The 15,377-nt window shown below is 68.6% G+C and carries 18 protein-coding genes and 2 tRNA genes; 9 read left to right on the forward strand and 11 right to left on the reverse strand.

Going from position 1 to position 15,377, the window contains the following annotated elements; translation table 11 throughout:
- Positions 1-25: 25 nt before the first annotated feature.
- From OHA72_RS15605 to OHA72_RS15645, 9 genes are all read right to left on the reverse strand, one after another.
- Positions 26-250, reverse strand: a complete 225-nt coding sequence (locus OHA72_RS15605; RefSeq protein WP_327008541.1) for a hypothetical protein — start codon at positions 248-250, stop codon at positions 26-28.
- A 98-nt stretch (positions 251-348) separates the two neighbouring features.
- Complete coding sequence (locus OHA72_RS15610; protein WP_327008542.1) at positions 349-597, reverse strand: hypothetical protein; 249 nt, start codon at positions 595-597, stop codon at positions 349-351.
- Positions 598-739: 142 nt separating this feature from the next.
- Complete coding sequence (locus tag OHA72_RS15615) at positions 740-2,656, reverse strand: phage tail tape measure protein (protein WP_327008543.1); 1,917 nt, start codon at positions 2,654-2,656, stop codon at positions 740-742.
- Between the two features lie 10 nt (positions 2,657-2,666).
- A complete protein-coding gene (locus tag OHA72_RS15620) occupies positions 2,667-2,969 on the reverse strand; it encodes a hypothetical protein (protein WP_327008544.1) in 303 nt (100 codons plus the stop codon).
- Between the two features lie 9 nt (positions 2,970-2,978).
- A complete protein-coding gene (locus OHA72_RS15625; RefSeq protein ID WP_327008545.1) occupies positions 2,979-3,650 on the reverse strand; it encodes a hypothetical protein in 672 nt (223 codons plus the stop codon).
- Positions 3,647-4,105 carry a hypothetical protein gene (locus tag OHA72_RS15630; protein WP_327008546.1) on the reverse strand — a complete coding sequence of 153 codons (459 nt, stop codon included), beginning with the start codon at positions 4,103-4,105 and terminating at the stop codon, positions 3,647-3,649. The genes OHA72_RS15625 and OHA72_RS15630 overlap by 4 nt, the downstream gene beginning before the upstream one ends.
- A 197-nt stretch (positions 4,106-4,302) precedes the next feature.
- Entirely contained in the window at positions 4,303-4,599 is a 297-nt protein-coding gene (locus tag OHA72_RS15635; RefSeq protein ID WP_327008547.1) for a hypothetical protein, read from the reverse strand.
- A 123-nt stretch (positions 4,600-4,722) separates the two neighbouring features.
- Complete coding sequence (locus OHA72_RS15640) at positions 4,723-5,571, reverse strand: hypothetical protein (protein ID WP_327008548.1); 849 nt, start codon at positions 5,569-5,571, stop codon at positions 4,723-4,725.
- Positions 5,572-5,623: 52 nt separating this feature from the next.
- Entirely contained in the window at positions 5,624-5,848 is a 225-nt protein-coding gene (locus tag OHA72_RS15645; RefSeq protein ID WP_327008549.1) for a helix-turn-helix domain-containing protein, read from the reverse strand.
- Positions 5,849-5,989: 141 nt separating this feature from the next.
- Between OHA72_RS15645 and OHA72_RS15650 the strand changes: the two genes are divergently transcribed.
- The gene (locus OHA72_RS15650; RefSeq protein ID WP_327008550.1) at positions 5,990-6,691 is read left to right on the forward strand and encodes a helix-turn-helix domain-containing protein; all 702 of its coding nucleotides are present in this window, start codon (positions 5,990-5,992) and stop codon (positions 6,689-6,691) included.
- Between the two features lie 13 nt (positions 6,692-6,704).
- A complete protein-coding gene (locus tag OHA72_RS15655; protein ID WP_327008551.1) occupies positions 6,705-7,898 on the forward strand; it encodes a tyrosine-type recombinase/integrase in 1,194 nt (397 codons plus the stop codon).
- 90 nt (positions 7,899-7,988) lie between these two features.
- On the opposite strand, the gene OHA72_RS15660 is transcribed toward OHA72_RS15655, so the two are convergent.
- Positions 7,989-8,059 (reverse strand) — tRNA-Gly (locus OHA72_RS15660).
- A 142-nt stretch (positions 8,060-8,201) separates the two neighbouring features.
- On the opposite strand from OHA72_RS15660, the gene OHA72_RS15665 reads away from it, so the two are divergent.
- The 7 genes from OHA72_RS15665 to OHA72_RS15695 all read left to right on the forward strand — a co-directional run bounded on the left by OHA72_RS15665 (position 8,202) and on the right by OHA72_RS15695 (position 14,543).
- Positions 8,202-8,275 (forward strand) — tRNA-Pro (locus OHA72_RS15665).
- 74 nt (positions 8,276-8,349) lie between these two features.
- Positions 8,350-9,720 (forward strand): trigger factor, encoded by a 1,371-nt coding sequence (gene tig / locus OHA72_RS15670; protein ID WP_327008552.1) that lies wholly within the window; start codon positions 8,350-8,352, stop codon positions 9,718-9,720.
- A 139-nt stretch (positions 9,721-9,859) separates the two neighbouring features.
- On the forward strand, positions 9,860-10,510 hold the full coding sequence (locus tag OHA72_RS15675; RefSeq protein ID WP_327008553.1) for an ATP-dependent Clp protease proteolytic subunit: 651 nt from the start codon (positions 9,860-9,862) through the stop codon (positions 10,508-10,510).
- 11 nt (positions 10,511-10,521) lie between these two features.
- Positions 10,522-11,181: an ATP-dependent Clp protease proteolytic subunit gene (locus tag OHA72_RS15680; RefSeq protein ID WP_327008554.1), complete on the forward strand. Its 660-nt coding sequence runs from the start codon at positions 10,522-10,524 to the stop codon at positions 11,179-11,181.
- 225 nt (positions 11,182-11,406) lie between these two features.
- Positions 11,407-12,705: an ATP-dependent Clp protease ATP-binding subunit ClpX gene (gene clpX / locus OHA72_RS15685; protein ID WP_327008555.1), complete on the forward strand. Its 1,299-nt coding sequence runs from the start codon at positions 11,407-11,409 to the stop codon at positions 12,703-12,705.
- 193 nt (positions 12,706-12,898) lie between these two features.
- A complete protein-coding gene (locus tag OHA72_RS15690) occupies positions 12,899-13,732 on the forward strand; it encodes an EamA family transporter (protein WP_327008556.1) in 834 nt (277 codons plus the stop codon).
- Positions 13,733-13,748: 16 nt separating this feature from the next.
- Entirely contained in the window at positions 13,749-14,543 is a 795-nt protein-coding gene (locus OHA72_RS15695; protein WP_327008557.1) for a carbon-nitrogen hydrolase family protein, read from the forward strand.
- Between the two features lie 42 nt (positions 14,544-14,585).
- On the opposite strand, the gene OHA72_RS15700 is transcribed toward OHA72_RS15695, so the two are convergent.
- On the reverse strand, positions 14,586-14,798 hold the full coding sequence (locus OHA72_RS15700; RefSeq protein WP_327008558.1) for a hypothetical protein: 213 nt from the start codon (positions 14,796-14,798) through the stop codon (positions 14,586-14,588).
- Positions 14,799-15,377 lie beyond the last annotated feature (579 nt).

Genomic DNA, 15,377 nt, shown 5'->3' on the forward strand with positions numbered 1-15,377 from the left:
CACGGTCCACACGTTGCATCGTCTGCTACCCAGTTGCCAAGGGCGGCGGGTCAAGTTGGTCAGGGTCCAGGCCGGCGAGCACTAGCACCGCCTCGATCTCATCGGTGGTTACGCCTGCGGCGGTGGCCTCGGCAACTTCGGCGTCGAGGTCCGCTCGGCGAGCATCAGCCTTCTCCAGCGCTGCTCTGTAGCGTCGAGCTTGGATGTCGAGCCTCTTTTTCGGGTCGTCGTCTCCGGACGCTGTCTGCACGCCCATACCTTTACAGATTCGCCCCGCGTGCCGCACGCGGGTTACATGTCGCCGAGTGATGCATCCATAACAACAGTTAGGATGGCATTCCTCGGCGACTATGTTGCGTCGTCCATGCTGATGCGGGCCGCGCGACGGTGGGCGTTGGCGCGCATCACCTCGACCGCCTCGGCGCCCTCGGCGCTGTGCAGTAGCTCGCCGGCGGCCTGGGCGCCGTCGCGGCGCAGCCGGTCTTTCGCGGCCTGGGCCATCCACGTAGCGAGGGTCTCGCCGCGCCGCTCGGCGTCCTCACGGGCCAGTTCCAGGGTGTCGCGGTCGAGCGTTACGTTGACGTCTTCAGTCGTCATACCGCCACCGTAGGCGCCGCAGAAGCCCGAACACGTAGCGGCCCGCCGGGTACCTTCCCAGCGGGCCGCTGGGCACGTTCGTTTCGATGCGGGCCGCAGCTGCTCGGCGACCTGGCCGAGGAGCTCCGCGGGCGCCGGCGCGTCAGTCGGCGAAGGCCAGGCTCTTGTCGCCGGCGCGGACCGCCAGGGCTACGCGCTCGCTGTTGCCGTCGATGGCCCTCAGGGTCCGGCGCTCGATGACCTCGCCATCGACCATCAGGATGACGTCGCGAACGCGCTCGCCGGTACCACCTGCAGCGGCAGCGCCGCCGGCTGTTCTGGCGCCGGCGGCAACCGCTCGGTCAAGCAGGGCAGCCAGCTTGCTTTCAGGCGCGACGATCTCGCCCTGGCCGCCCTCGCCGACGTTGACGAGCCGCCCGCCCGGCGTGGCCGGGACGTAGCCGCCCCGTGCCAACTGGGGAAGCTTCGGCGCGCTGATCGAGTTGCCGCCGATGAACGGCACCCAGCCGGGCACCGACCAGTGCAGTGCGCCGATGGTGCCGTTCCACAGGCGGGCGACCGCGTTGAACGCCGCCCGGAACGGTGCCGTGATGTACCCCGCGATCTTGGAGAAGGCGCTGCCGAGCTGCTCAGGCAGTGACAGGAAGCTCGACCAGACGTTCTGCAGGTACGCCCAGCCTGCCGCCGCAGCGGCCTTGATCTTGCCCCAGGCCCACAGTGCCGCGTCGGTGATGCCGCCCCACACAACGTCCCAGAGTTCGCCGATCTCCTTCGTGTGGGTGGCGAGCAGGACGATGCCGGCGACCAGGGCGATGACCGCAACCACGATCCAGGTGATCGGCGACGTCCACAGCGCCAGGTTCAAGATCGTCTGTACCACGGCCCAGACCTTCATCGCGCCGGACGCGACAACGATCGCGCCAGCGAGGATGCCGAGGCCGGTGGCGAGCGGGGTCACCCACTCCGAGTTGCGGGACAGCCACCCGAACGTGGCCTCGATGTACGGGACCACCTCCGCGAGCTTCTCGACCAGGACCGCCTGTACCTGCCGCTTGAACATCGTCAGCTTGGTGTTCGCGTTGTCGGAGAGGGTGTCGCCCAGCTGCTTGTTCGCGCCGTCGATCTTGCCGAGGGCCTCCACAGCCGACGACGGGTCGAGGGCGAACGCTGCGGACTGCAGGTCAACCCACTTCTCGCCGAGCAGCTCGGCAGCGACCTTCGCCCGCTCCGCGGGGTCCTTGATCGTGCGGAGCCGGTCAAAGATGGTGTCGAGGGCCTTGTTGGCTCGCGGTCCGCCGGCGGCGAAGTCCGCGGCCATCTGCTTGGCGTTGAGACCGATGGCCTTCAACCCGGCCGCGGCGTCGCCGTTGAGGACCCGGTCGTTGATCTCCTTGATAGTGTCGGCCACCACGTCACCGTCCCTGGCGCCGCCGGCAAGGCCCTGCTCGATCAGGCCGAGGGCCTGCTTGCCGGAGACACCCAACGCCCGGAACTGGGTCGAGTACTCGGAGAACGTGTCGAGCAGGTCGTCAGCCTCGTTGGCGGTGCCCTGGAAGCCGCGGGTGAGGATGTCGAACGCCTCCTCAGCGTTCGTGGCGAGGCCGGTCTTGATCAGCTTGCTGACCGCGCGGGTGGACTCGGCAACGTCGACGTCGAACGCCGAGGCCAGGTTGAGCGCAGCGGCGGAGATCTCCTTGAGTTCGTCGTCGCCAAGCTGGCCGAGGTTGCGGGTGATTGCGGCGATGGCGTCGTTGACCTGTCCGAGGCTCTCGCCGTAGGCGTCGGCGTACAGGTCACCGGCAATCTTGCCCATCCGCTCAGACTCCGCAGCGGAGAGGCCGAGCTGGGCGGCGAGCTTGTCGTTGGCCGCTTCCATCTCCAGCGCGCCGGCAATGCCGACAGCGAGGGCAGCACCAATAGCGGCGCCAGCGAGCGCGCCGGCGGCCTGCAACTTGTCGCCGAACTTCTGGAACTTGGTCCGGGCCTGATCGAGACCCTCCTCGAAGGGCCGGTCGTCGGCGCTGATGATCGCCGCCAGGTCGCCGAGTACCAGCGCCATGAGGTGCTCCCTACTTCCGGTTCTGCCAGGCGGCCAGGGCGGCGCCGAGCGGGTCATCGTGGGCGGGGCAGTCGGCGGTGTGCGGGAACGGCCGCCACACCGTGCCGCCCTGCTCTGCGCTGGCGTGCTGGATGGCGGTCATGGCCGGCCGTGTCGCGCCGCACGGGCAGCGGCCGAGGGTGGCGGCTACCCGGCGACGGCGCAGGCCCTCGTGGAGGGCCGGGGAGGCGTCGGCGGGGATGACGGGCACCTGGGAGACGTGTGGCTCGTCGAGGTGCCGCATCGGCTCCATGGCGAGGGTGCGCACGGTCATGCTCCTTGGTCAGTAGACGTGGACGTTGCGGCGGGCGGTCTGCGCGGCATCCTGGGCGGCCTGCTCGGCGGCCCGGCGAAGGTGCGGCAGGTTGGCCAGTTCGCGGGGCTTGGACGGCTGCCGGAATGCCTGCTCTGCGAACGCAACCGCCGTCCGGTCGCTGCCCGTGAGCTGGCCGCGGAGCGCAATGTGCTCGGCGATCAGGGCGTCGTTACCGGTGGCCGCGGCCCAGGCGTTGATCACGGGCATGTCGGTCGTGTCGAACGCGACCGACATCACGGCCCGCACCGCAGCGTCGTCGCCGTAGCGGAGTCCATCCGCGAGTTGGGCGAGCCTGCCGGCCTGGTCGGCGTCGCGGGCCTGGGCGAGCTCGCCGCGGAACGCCGTCACCAGCACAGCGCGGTCCGCTGCGGACACGTTGGCCGGGATGTCCGGGCCGTTGGGGAGTTGGGCCTGCAGGTGGCTCAAGCGGGCGCGCCGGCGGTCGTCGAGGTCGGACTGGAGGCGTGCCAGCTCTTCCACGTGGTTGCGACGGGCTGCCTCGATCTGCTCGGCGCGTGCGAGGTCGGACAGGCGCGAATCGGCGCGGATGGCGTCGAGGCCTTCGGCGTAGGCGGTCTGCGCGGCGCGGCCGTTCACGATGGACGGGTCCGCGTTGACGGGCCCGAGCGGTTCGGTCATTGGGTCGGTCCTTCGTGTCGGGCGGCCAGGGCCGCGACGTCAGCGGGGTGCCAGGCGTTGCGGGTGGCCGGTTGGATGCCGGCGGCGGCGGCGAGACGGCGTGCGTGTCGTTCGCTGATGCCGAGGCGGGCGGCCAGGTGGCCGGTGGTCAGTAGCGCGCGCTGTGGTGAGGATGCGTCAAGGTCCACGGATGTCCGCGGCTCGTGTCCGTGCGCGGACATGGCGGCGAGGTGGTCGGCGGCGGCCTGGCGTAGGGCGTCGACGACGGCGGCGGTCTCGGGCCGGACGCGGGCGCCGGTGGCGCGGTGGCGGGCCAGCTCCGCGCAGAGAGCGCGCCAGACGGGCTCGCAGAGGTGTCCGGGTATGAAGACGCCACCAGCGCCGATGACGGCGGGGCGGGGGCGTTCGGGGGTCGACCCTGGGGGGTGGGCCGACCAGCTACCGGCCGCCGTCATCGGCGCTAAACCGTCTGATTAGGAAACTGACGGGTAGCCGCTGACCTGCGGCGATAGGGGCCAATCTCACGGGTTTCTCACGTCCTCGGCGTCGCGCTGCCGGCGGGTCCAGGCGCGTTTCTCGATGGGGTTGAGGGCCTGCCAGTGCTGCGGGCACCATGTGGTGCTGGTGCAGCCGCAGGGGCCGGGTCGCGGTGTCATGCCTGCCTCTCGGCGTGCAGCCGCTCGACCTTGGCCAGTAGCCGCGCGTCGCGGCGCTGTCGGCGCCGCATGGTCGGCGAGGCAGCCTCGCCGCGGGCGGCGAGCTCAGCGAGAAAGGAGGTAGCCGCCGCGGCCAACTGCGCGCCGACCACGCGGGCGCCCGGGTCGACTTCGCGGGCCAGCTGCGCCAGCGCGCGCCGTAGCCGCTTGTCCGCCGCGTCGTACTCGTCCTTACCGGTGTAGCCGGCCCGCGGGCCGCTACGGAGCAGCGGCACCTCTTGAGGAACGGTCATGCCTGCCTCTCTCGTATGCGTCCGCGCCTAGCGCGTTAGGGCGGTGTCCGAGCGACGGGCCGGACACCGGGCGGGCATCAGGCGTTCGGTTGGCACGTCTTGTGGGTTGGCACTGCGGGCTGCTCATGCCGCGCCCAGTTGCTCGGAGCGGCACGGGCCGCAGTTGCTGGCCGGTGAGCCACGATGCCGCGGGCAGCGGTCGTCAGTGACCGGCAGAGCTGCACCGGCCGTCCGGTGCCTGGGCGTGCGTATCGCCGTGACCTTGTCGGCGAGGTCGCCGGACTCGGCCAGCTTGGCGACGTAGGCGCCGAGGGACCGCGGCTGGTGCTCGGTCTGGATGTTCTCGATGACTCGCTGAATCTCGTCATCTCTGGCGCCAGCATCGGAGATCAGCGACTCGACGCGAGAGCGAGCACCTGCTGATTGATGTTGAGTGGTTGATGAAAGGTGATTGATGGGGTCCGGCTGGCCGGACGTTCGTGGCTCAAAACCGGACCTTCGTGAGCCAAAACCGGACCTTCGTGAGGTACCAAGGTCCGGCTGGCCGGACGTTGATGGTTCCGCCAAGGTCCGGCTGGCCGGACGTTCGTCCCCGTTCCGGTCCCCACCAAGGTTCGGCTGGCCGGACGTTGGTGAATCCACGCGGCGCCACGGTGGGCCCGCGAGGATCTCCTCCCGGCGGGTGTAGACGTCCACGGGCACGGTCGCGGCGTACTCGGTGGCGCGGGCTGTTCCCCGGCGGTAGCCGCCCCGCTCGATCACGGCGAGGTAGCACGCGTCCACGGCGGCCTGTAGGTGCTCGATGACGACGGACCGACTGCGGGTGAGCAGTACGAGCGCCGGCAGGCCGGGCCGGGCGGAGCCGCCGTCGTCGTCCATGTAGATCGCCAGCACGTGCAGGATCGAGCGCGTTGGCCAAGGCAACGGCGAGACCATCATGAGGCGTTCCCAGTCGAACTTGCCGACTCGCACCCGGTCGACCGCGGGGTCAGATGCCCCAGAGCCGGGACCGGTCTGGGCCATCTCAGGCGACCGCCTGAGTCGTGGCCGGTGCCAAGTCGTACTTGGCGAGGAACCGCGCGGTCGGGATGACGATGCTCCGTCCGACGCGGATCGAGGGGATCTCGCCACGCTCGATGGCCGCGTAGGCGTGGCGCAGCGAGATGCCGAGGATGTCCGCGCCGCGCTTCACCTTGATTGTGGGTTCAGCGGCGGGGTTGGGGATGGCGCGCAGGGTCGCGTCTTGCATGATCAGCTCCTCAGGTAGCCATCGTCATGATGGATAGCCACATCATGACCATGGAGCACACCAGCATCATGCAACACCAAGCGCGCACTGCGCAATACATCACGCCTTGCGCACACAACATCATGATGGGAGACTCGCCGCGTGGCAGAGAAACGAATCGAGCCCGGACCGCTCGCGACCCAGGTCGCACGGTCGATACAGCGCATCCGTGAAAAGCAGCGGGTTACGTACGCCGAGCTGGCCGAACGACTCGCGGCGGCAGGGCGACCCATCCCGGTCCTCGGACTCTCGCGGATGGAGAAGGGTGACCGCCGCGTCGACCTTGACGACCTGGTGGCCATCGCCCGCGCTCTCCGCGTCCCGCCGATCTGGCTGCTCTTCCCCCTCGGCCAGGCCGGCGAGCCCGACATCGACCTACTGCCTGGCGTGCGGATACCCGTTGATGCTGCGCTGGCCTGGTTCACCGGTGATGGCGAAGAGTTCCACGACTACTTCGGCCACGGCGGCCGGGACCCGGACTCCGGGCTGTATGAGTGGTACGAGATCCCCGAGGGCATCGACACGAAGTGGACCGAGGACGTTCGGCCGCTGTGGCTGTACCGCCAGCACCGGCGTTATGTCCTGGACTGGTTCGAGACCTTCAGCCGCCCCCGCATGGCCGCGGCTGAAGGAAAGCCAGTCGGAGAGTTCGTGTTCACCCTCGCGGCTCTGGCTGAGGAGAACCTCCGCACGGTCCGGAACGAGATGCGCCGGCTCGGGCTGCCACTGCCACGGCTGCCGGAGGGCGGCCTACGCGATCGGTTCGAGCCCAAGGGAGGTGACGGTGGCGGCCAGGAAGACTGACCCGATTCACCGGGTGGAACTGGCAGACGGCCAGGTTCGCTACCGGTTCGTGATCGACGTCGGCCAGAAGCCCGACGGCCGGCGCGACCAGCGGACGTTCACCTACGACACGCTCAAGGAGGCCAGGGCGGAGCGGTCGAAGATCATCGCCGACCGGGCCCAGGGGACCTACGTCCGGCCCGGCAAGACCACAGTGTCCGAGATGATCGACGCCTGGCTGGCGGGCAAGCGCAACATCGGCGACGGCACCCGCCGGACCTACACCGACGCGCTGAAGCACGCCAAGGCCCATGTCGGGCACCTGGAGAGCCAGAAGGTCACCAAGGCCAACCTCGACACGATGGTGACCAAACTGCTCGCCACCGGCCGGCGCGTAGGCAACGTCAAAACCACGAAGCTTTCCCCGCGCAGCGTCAACCTCATGCTGATCCTGCTTAGCGCGGTGTTCGAGAGCGCGGTCAAGCAGGGCAACCTCGGCCGGAACGTGGTCAAGCTGGTCGAGCGGCCGACGCACACGCCGACGGAGATGGGCACCTGGACGGCCGACAGCGCCGCGGCGTTCCTCGAGTACGTCACCGACGAGCGGCTGCACGCGGCGTGGCAGTTCAGCCTGTACGGGCTGCGCCGCGGCGAGGTCCTCGGGCTGCGCTGGTCCGACGTCGACCTGGTCGCCAAGACGATCACAATCCGGTGGGCGCGTACCTCCGTCGCCGGCGAGATCGTCGAGAAAGAGCCGAAGACCGAGCGGAGCAAGCGCACCCTGCCGCTCGATGACGACCTGGTCGACGCGCTCACGGTGCTGCAGCTGCGCCAGCGCGACGAGCGGGAAGCGGCCGGCGAGGCGTACGCGGCACCCTGCCGCCTGGTCGACCCGAGGACGGGTGAGCGGTGTGTCGGCGATCACGTCGTCGTTGACGAGCTCGGCCGGCCGTACCGCCCTGAGTGGTACGGCGACCGGTTCGAGGCCCTGGGCAAGAAGGCCAGCCTGCCCGCGATCCGGCTGCACGATGCACGGCACACCTGCGGCACCCTGATGCACCTCCGGGGGGTGCCGACGGCGGTGATCTCGGCGTGGCTCGGGCACGCCAGTGCGTCGTTCACGCTCGCGACGTACGTGCACAGCCAGGAGGCCGAGCTGGCCGGTGCGGGGGAGACGCTGCGGCAGGCGTTCAAGCGCGCTTCGGTGGCCCCGAAATCAGGGGTGTGAGAAAACCGTGAGAGATGATCTCTGTTTCGGATCTTCGGGGCTAGTGGCCGTGATACCCGTCAGTGCCTCTGACCTGCGATCGGGTGAAAGAGCGGGCGATGAGAATCGAACTCACACCGTCAGTTTGGAAGACTGAAGCTCTGCCATTGAGCTACGCCCGCGTGCCCCCGGTCGTCCCGGGTGCGCCTCCAAGCGTACCGAATCCTGTCGCGGAAGGCAGACGGCGGGTCCATGCAGTGCGACACCGCCATACCGAGCGGCGGGCTGTCGGACCCAACGCATACACTTGCCGACGCACAGCACCGGGGTGTAGCGCAGTTTGGTAGCGCACTCGCTTTGGGAGCGAGGGGCCGTGGGTTCAAATCCCGCCACCCCGACCGGGACATACCAGGCAGCCGCCAGTCCACCCAGCCGTTGGAGCGGCTGACCGCGACCCATGAGGAGAAGTTCTGTGAAGAGCACCGTCGAGACCCTGAGCCCGACGCGCGTGCGGCTCGAAATCGAGGTGCCGTTCGCCGAGCTGGAGCCCAGCTTGAAGAAGGCCTACCGGGAGATCGGCTCGCAGGTCGTGATTCCCGGGTTCCGCCGAGGCAAGGTGCCGACCGCCGTGATCGACCAGCGGGTCGGTCGGGGCGCGGTGCTGAATGAGGCGGTGCAGGAGGTCATTCCGACGCAGATCCTCGCCGCGGTCCGTGAGCACGAGGTGAAGACGCTCGGCCGGCCCGAGGTGGAGATCACCGAGTTCGCGGATGGGCAGCCGTTGAAGTTCACCGCCGAGGTGGACGTGCGGCCGGAGATCACGCTGCCGGATCTGGCGGAGATCCAGGTGACGGTCGACGCGCTCGTGATCAACGAGGACGACGTCGACGAGCAGCTCAAGGGGCTGCGGGACCGGTTCGCGACGCTGAAGACGGTGGAGCGCTCGGCGCTGGTCGGCGACTTCGTGCAGATCGACCTGGTCGCGACCGTGGACGGCGAGGAGGTGCCCGGCGGCAGCGCCAACAACATCTCCCACGAGGTGGGCAGCGGCCAGCTGGTGCCGGGTCTGGACGACGTGCTGGTCGGGATGTCGGCAGGCGACTCGACGACGTTCACCACGCAGCTGGTCGGCGGGGACTTCGAGGGTCGTGACGCCGAGGTGTCGGTGGCCGTCAAGTCGGTCAAGGACAAGCAGCTGCCGCCGGTCGACGACGAGTTCGCGCAGCTGGCGAGCGAGTTCGACACCCTCGACGAGCTCAAGGACGACCTGCGGACCCGGCTCGGCCGGGTGAAGCGCATGGAGCAGCTCTACTCGGCCCGTGACCTGGCCCTGAAGGCCGTCATCGAGGCCACCGAGGTCCCCGCGCCGGAGGGCGTGGTGAAGGACGAGGTGGAGTCGCGCAAGGAGTCGATGAACGATCAGCTGCAGCGCATCGGCGCGTCGTTCGAGGACTACCTGTCCACGGAGGGCAAGACCGAGGAGGAGATGGACGCCGAGCTCAACGAGGCGGCCGTCGAGGGCGTGAAGGTGCAGCTGGTGCTCGACACCCTGGCCGACGCCGAGGACATCCAGGTCAGCGACGACGAGTTCGGGCACGAGATCGTGCACCGGGCGCAGCGTGCCGGGGTCGGCCCGCAGCAGTACTACGACCAGCTGGTCCAGGCCGGGGTCGCCGGCGCGGTGTTCGGCGACGTGCGGCGGGGCAAGGCGCTGGGTCTGGTGCTCGAGCGGGTGAAGATCGTCGACTCGGAGGGCACCGCGCTGTCGCTGGACGACCTGCGCGGCCCGGTGGACGAGCACGAGGGTCACGACCACGGTGACCACGAGGGTCACAACCACTGATCTGAGCGACCGGGCCCGCGAAACGCTGCGGGCCCGGTCGACCACGGTGCGCTCATAGCGAAATGCGGTGAGCATGGGAAGCTCCCGCTCCCAACACCGGTTAGGGTCGGCAAGTACAAGACTCTTGCGAAGGGCTGCCATGACCGACCTGCATATTCCAGCGTCGCCAGTCAGTCCCGCGCCCTCCGGGCGCGGTCGTGGCGCGGACTCGAGCCTGACGCTCGACGACTCGGTGTTCAACCGGCTGCTCAAGGAACGCATCATCTTCCTTGGTAGCGAGGTCAATGACCAGGTCGCCAACCGGATCTGTGCCCAGATGCTCCTCCTCGCCGCCGAGGACGAGGAGCGCGACATCTGGCTCTACATCAACTCGCCCGGTGGCTCCGTCTACTCGGGCATGGCGATCTACGACATCATGCAGTTCGTCACCAACGACGTGGCGACGGTCGCGATGGGCATGGCGGCGTCGATGGGCCAGCTGCTGCTGTGCGCCGGCGCGCCGGGCAAGCGCATGGCGCTGCCGCACGCGCGGATCATGATGCACCAGCCCTCGGGCGGCATCGGCGGCACGGCCTCGGACATCGCGATCCAGGCCGAGCAGATGCTCTACACCAAGCGGATGTTCCAGGAGCGGGTCTCGTTCCACACGGGCCAGAGCCTGGAGCAGATCGAGTCCGACTCCGACCGCGACCGTTGGTTCACCGCTGAAGAGGCGCGCGACTACGGCTTCATCGACAAGGTGATCACCGGGGCCCAGCAGGCTCCGGAAGGCGCCGGAACCCTGGCTTGAGGAGCGAAGCGATGACCGATTTGAGCCTGCCCCCGGCGATGCGCGAGGTGCACAACCGCTACATCCTCCCGTCCTACGTGGAGCGCACGTCGTACGGGATCAAGGAGACCAACCCGTACAACAAGCTGTTCGAGGACCGGATCATCTTCCTCGGCGTGCAGATCGACGACGCGTCGGCCAACGACGTGATGGCGCAGCTGCTGACGCTGGAGAGCAACGAGCCGGACCGCGACATCATCATGTACATCAACTCGCCCGGTGGCTCGTTCACGGCCATGACGGCGATCTACGACACGATGCTGTACGTGCGGCCCGACATCCAGACGGTCTGCCTCGGCCAGGCCGCGAGCGCCGCGGCGGTGCTGCTCGCCGCCGGCACGCCGGGCAAGCGGCTCGCGCTGCCCAACTCGCGGATCATCATCCACCAGCCGGCCACCGAGGGCGGCTACGGACAGGGATCCGACATCGAGATCCAGGCCCGCGAGATCATGCGGATGCGCACGAATCTCGAGGAGATGGTGTCCCGGCACACCGGGCAGCCGATCGAGAAGGTCCGCAAGGACATCGACCGCGACAAGATCCTGACGGCCGATGAGGCCAAGGAGTACGGGCTGGTGGACAACATCCTCGTCAGCCGCAAGAAGTCGGCGCTGGTCGCTTCCGGGGCGTAGCTCACAAGGTCCACGGTCGGCCCGCCTCACCTCACGGTCTGGCGGGCCGATGTGGCCCTCCGGAAAGACACCACCGCTCAGGGGGTCGGAATACTGCCGACCACCAGGTAACGTCGAGGCAGCACCAAGCAACACGCACGAAGCAAGACGCAAGCGGCAGTTGACGTTCACAGCAGCACGATGCGATCCGGGCAGTCAGTCCGGCTGAAGGCAGGGAGATCGTAGGTGGCACGGATCGGCGACGGCGGCGACCTACTGAAATGCTCCTTCTGCGGCAAGTCGCAGAAGCAGGTGAAGAAGCTGATCGCGGGACCTGGCGTCTACATCTGCGACGAGTGCATCGACCTATGCAACGAGATCATCGAGGAAGAGCTCGCCGAGTCCGGTGACGTCAAGTTCGATGAGCTGCCCAAGCCGATGGAGATCTGCGCTTTCCTCGACCAGTACGTGGTGGGTCAGGACCAGGCGAAGAAGGCCCTCGCGGTGGCGGTCTACAACCACTACAAGCGTGTCCAGGCGGAGTCCGGCGGCAACTCGGGCAGCGACGGCGTGGAGCTGGCGAAGTCCAACATCCTGCTGATCGGCCCGACCGGCTGCGGCAAGACCCACCTGGCGCAGACCCTGGCCCGGATGCTCAACGTGCCGTTCGCGATCGCGGACGCCACGGCGCTGACCGAGGCCGGCTATGTCGGCGAGGACGTCGAGAACATCCTGCTGAAGCTGATCCAGGCCGCGGACTACGACATCCGCCGCGCCGAGACCGGCATCGTCTACATCGACGAGGTCGACAAGATCGCGCGCAAGTCGGAGAACCCGAGCATCACCCGGGACGTCTCCGGCGAGGGCGTGCAGCAGGCGCTGCTGAAGATCATCGAGGGCACGGTCGCCAACGTGCCGCCGCAGGGCGGCCGCAAGCACCCGCACCAGGAGTTCATCCAGATCGACACGTCCAACGTGTTGTTCATCTGCGGTGGCGCCTTCGCGGGGCTCGACCGGATCGTCCAGGCCCGGGTGGGCAAGGGCGGCACCGGCTTCGGCGCCAACCTGCGCTCGATCACCGACCGCACCATGGACGACAGCTTCGGCGACGTGATGCCGGAGGACATGCTGAAGTTCGGGCTCATCCCCGAGTTCATCGGCCGCCTCCCCGTCATCACCAGCGTGAAGAGCCTCGACCGCGACGCGCTGGTCAAGATCCTCACCGAGCCGCGCAACGCGCTCGTCCGGCAGTATCAGCGCCTGTTCGAGCTCGACGGCGTCGAGCTGGAGTTCAATGCCGAGGCCCTTGAGTCGATCGCCGACCAGGCGATCCTCCGTGGCACCGGCGCCCGCGGGCTCCGTGCGATCATGGAGGAAGTCCTCCTGAGCGTGATGTACGAGGTGCCCAGCAACCCCAACATCGCCCGCGTCCTGATCACCCGCGAGGTCGTCCTCGAGAAGGTCATCCCGACCATCGTCCCGCGCGACCTCGCCGCTCACCGGGCCGGCCGCCGCCGCGCGGACCGCGAGGAGAAGTCGGCCTGAGCCGAAGCGATCGTCCACACGCCGTCCACCCTCAAGGTGGGCGGCGTGTTGCGTGCCACATCGAGCTCGCTTCTTCGCGGTCGCCGGTGTACGACCAAAGCGCAGGTCAGACAACCGAAACGTGGTTCGTGGCGGGACTGGACAACGGAAAACGTGGTGGCGAGCTTTGTAGGCGACGCATATCGTTGCCTGCGTGTTGTCACTCGTCTTCGCTGCCACGTCCGCGCTCATCTGGGGTGCAGGTGACTTCGCCGGCGGCAAGGCGAGCCAGCGCACCAACTCGTTCGGCATCGCACTGGTCGCCGAGCTGGCCGGCATCCCCCTGGTCATCGGCTGGCTGCTCGTCACCCGGCCCGGCATGCCGACCGTCGCCGACCTCGCCTGGGGTGCGGCCGCGGGCGTGCTCGGCGTTGCCGGGCTCGTCGTCTTCTATCGCGGACTCGCCGGCGGCGCCATGTCGGTCGTCGCGCCGCTCACTGCGACGACGACGGCCGCGGTACCGCTGCTGCTCGGTCTCGTGCTCGATCGTCGCCCGTCCGCGCTGGCGCTCGGCGGCGCGGTGCTCGCCGTCGCCGCCATCACGCTCGTCAGCGCCGGGCCGACCGGCGGCGTGAAGGTCTCCAAGGGCCTGGTCGCCGCGGCGCTCGCGGCCGGGGTGCTGTTCGGCGGGTACTTCACGCTGATCGCCCAGACGTCGCACGCGTCCGGGATGTGGCCGTTGCTGTCGGGGCGGGTCGCCGGGGTGATCGGCCTCCTGGTGGCGATGCGCGTCATGCGCGTGCCGCTGAAGATGGACCGCACGTCGCTGGCCCTGGCCGGCACCGCCGGCGCGTTCGACGTGACCGCGAACGCGTTCTATCTGGTGGCCGTGCGGGGAGGGATGTTGAGCATCACCGCGCCGATCGCTTCGCTGTACCCGGTGAGCACCGTCTTCCTCGCGATGATGGTCGACCGCGAGCGGATGCGACCGTTGCAGATCACCGGGCTCGGTCTGGCCGCCGCGGCTCTCGTGCTGACCGCCGCCTGATCGATAGGCTGGGAGCATGCGCGTAGCGGTGTGTCAGCTCAACGCCCGTGACGACCGGGCCGAGAACCTGAGGGTGGCCAGGAGCCTGCTGGAGCGTGCCGCCGCAGGCGGTGCTGATCTGGCGGTGCTTCCGGAGTACGTGGACTACCTCGGCCGCGCCGGCGGTGCGCCGAAGCCGGAGCCGATCGACGGCGAGTTCGCCACCTTCTTCGCCGACGCCGCGAGGGACCTGGGGATCTGGGTGCACGCCGGCTCGTTCCATGAGATCGGCCCGGACGCCGAGCACACGTTCAACACCACACTCGTCTTCGACCGTCAGGGCGCGCTCGCCGGCACGTATCGGAAGATCCACCTGTATGACGTCGAGATCCCCGGCCGTGTCTCCTATCACGAGTCCGCGACCGTGGCGCCCGGCACGCAGACCACGCTGCTCCCCGTCGACGGGGCAGTGCTGGGACTGTCGATCTGCTACGACCTTCGCTTCCCGGAGCTGTACCGGCAGCTCGCGATCGATGGTGCGACCGTGCTCGCGGTGCCGGCGGCGTTCATGTTGCACACGGGCCGCGACCACTGGGAGCCGCTGCTGCGCGCCCGGGCGATCGAGAACCAGTGCTATGTGCTGGCCGCAGGTCAGGTCGGCAACCACGACCCGGACCGCACGTGCTTCGGTCGCAGCATGGTGATCGACCCGTGGGGCACCGTCGTGGCCCTGGCGCCGGACGTCGTGGGCGTCACCTTCGCGGATCTGGACTTCGCGCGGCTCGCGGAGATCCGTGCCACGCTGCCGAGCCTGGCCAACCGCCGGCTCTGAGCGCTTCCGTTCGTTTCCGGTTCGTGCCGCTGCTCGCGCTCGTCAGGCGGAGCGGGCGCTCAGGATGCCGAAGACGGTGAGGCCCACGATGGCCGCGCCGGTGACGAGCAGCACGGTGCGCATCCGCGAAGGCCCGCGCAGCGCCAGCCGATACGTGGCGATGACCAGCACCAGCGCCACCACCACGCCGATGATGAGCTGCCACAGCGGGAAGAGCAGCTCCAGCAGGGCGTCCGCGCGGGGGCTTGGCATCATGCCGCCATCCTCCCCGTTCCGCGGGGGCTGTGCACGGCCGATTTGACGCAGGTTCGCCGTTCCCCGTACGGTTCTCCAGGTCCGAGGGGCTGGTCGGAAACGACCGGTTCGCGGAAGTTGTCCCCGGGTGGTGCGATATCAGACGGTGTAAGCCTGATTTGCGATCGCGAAGCCGGCCGGGTAGGTTGATCCAGCCGGCAGGGAGCCGGGCGGGCGAGTGCCGAGAGGCGCGAGCCGGCCGGTCCAGCCGGAATCCCGAGTAGGTCTCCACACCGGAAACGGTGCGGTCGGCATGCGCGGGAAACGTTCCAGAAGGTCGACAAGCGGATAACGCGAACTTGACAGGACGGATCAGACTGGTAAAGTAACAAAGCCGGCAGGGAGCCGGGCGGGCAAGCGAGCGACACGCTCCAGTGCCGGCCGGTCCTACCGGATCTCCCGAAACAAGATCACCGGAAACGGTGTCCTTGTTATGCTCGGGAAACCGCTTGAAGTTGAATAGCCCGAAAATACGGACTTGACAACGGCGAGCAACCTGGTAAAGTGGAGAAGTTGCCCCGGATGAAGTGAGCTTCGCTA

Origin of the sequence: Dactylosporangium sp. NBC_01737 (assembly GCF_035963215.1) — a bacterium.
GTDB lineage: Bacteria > Actinomycetota > Actinomycetes > Mycobacteriales > Micromonosporaceae > Dactylosporangium.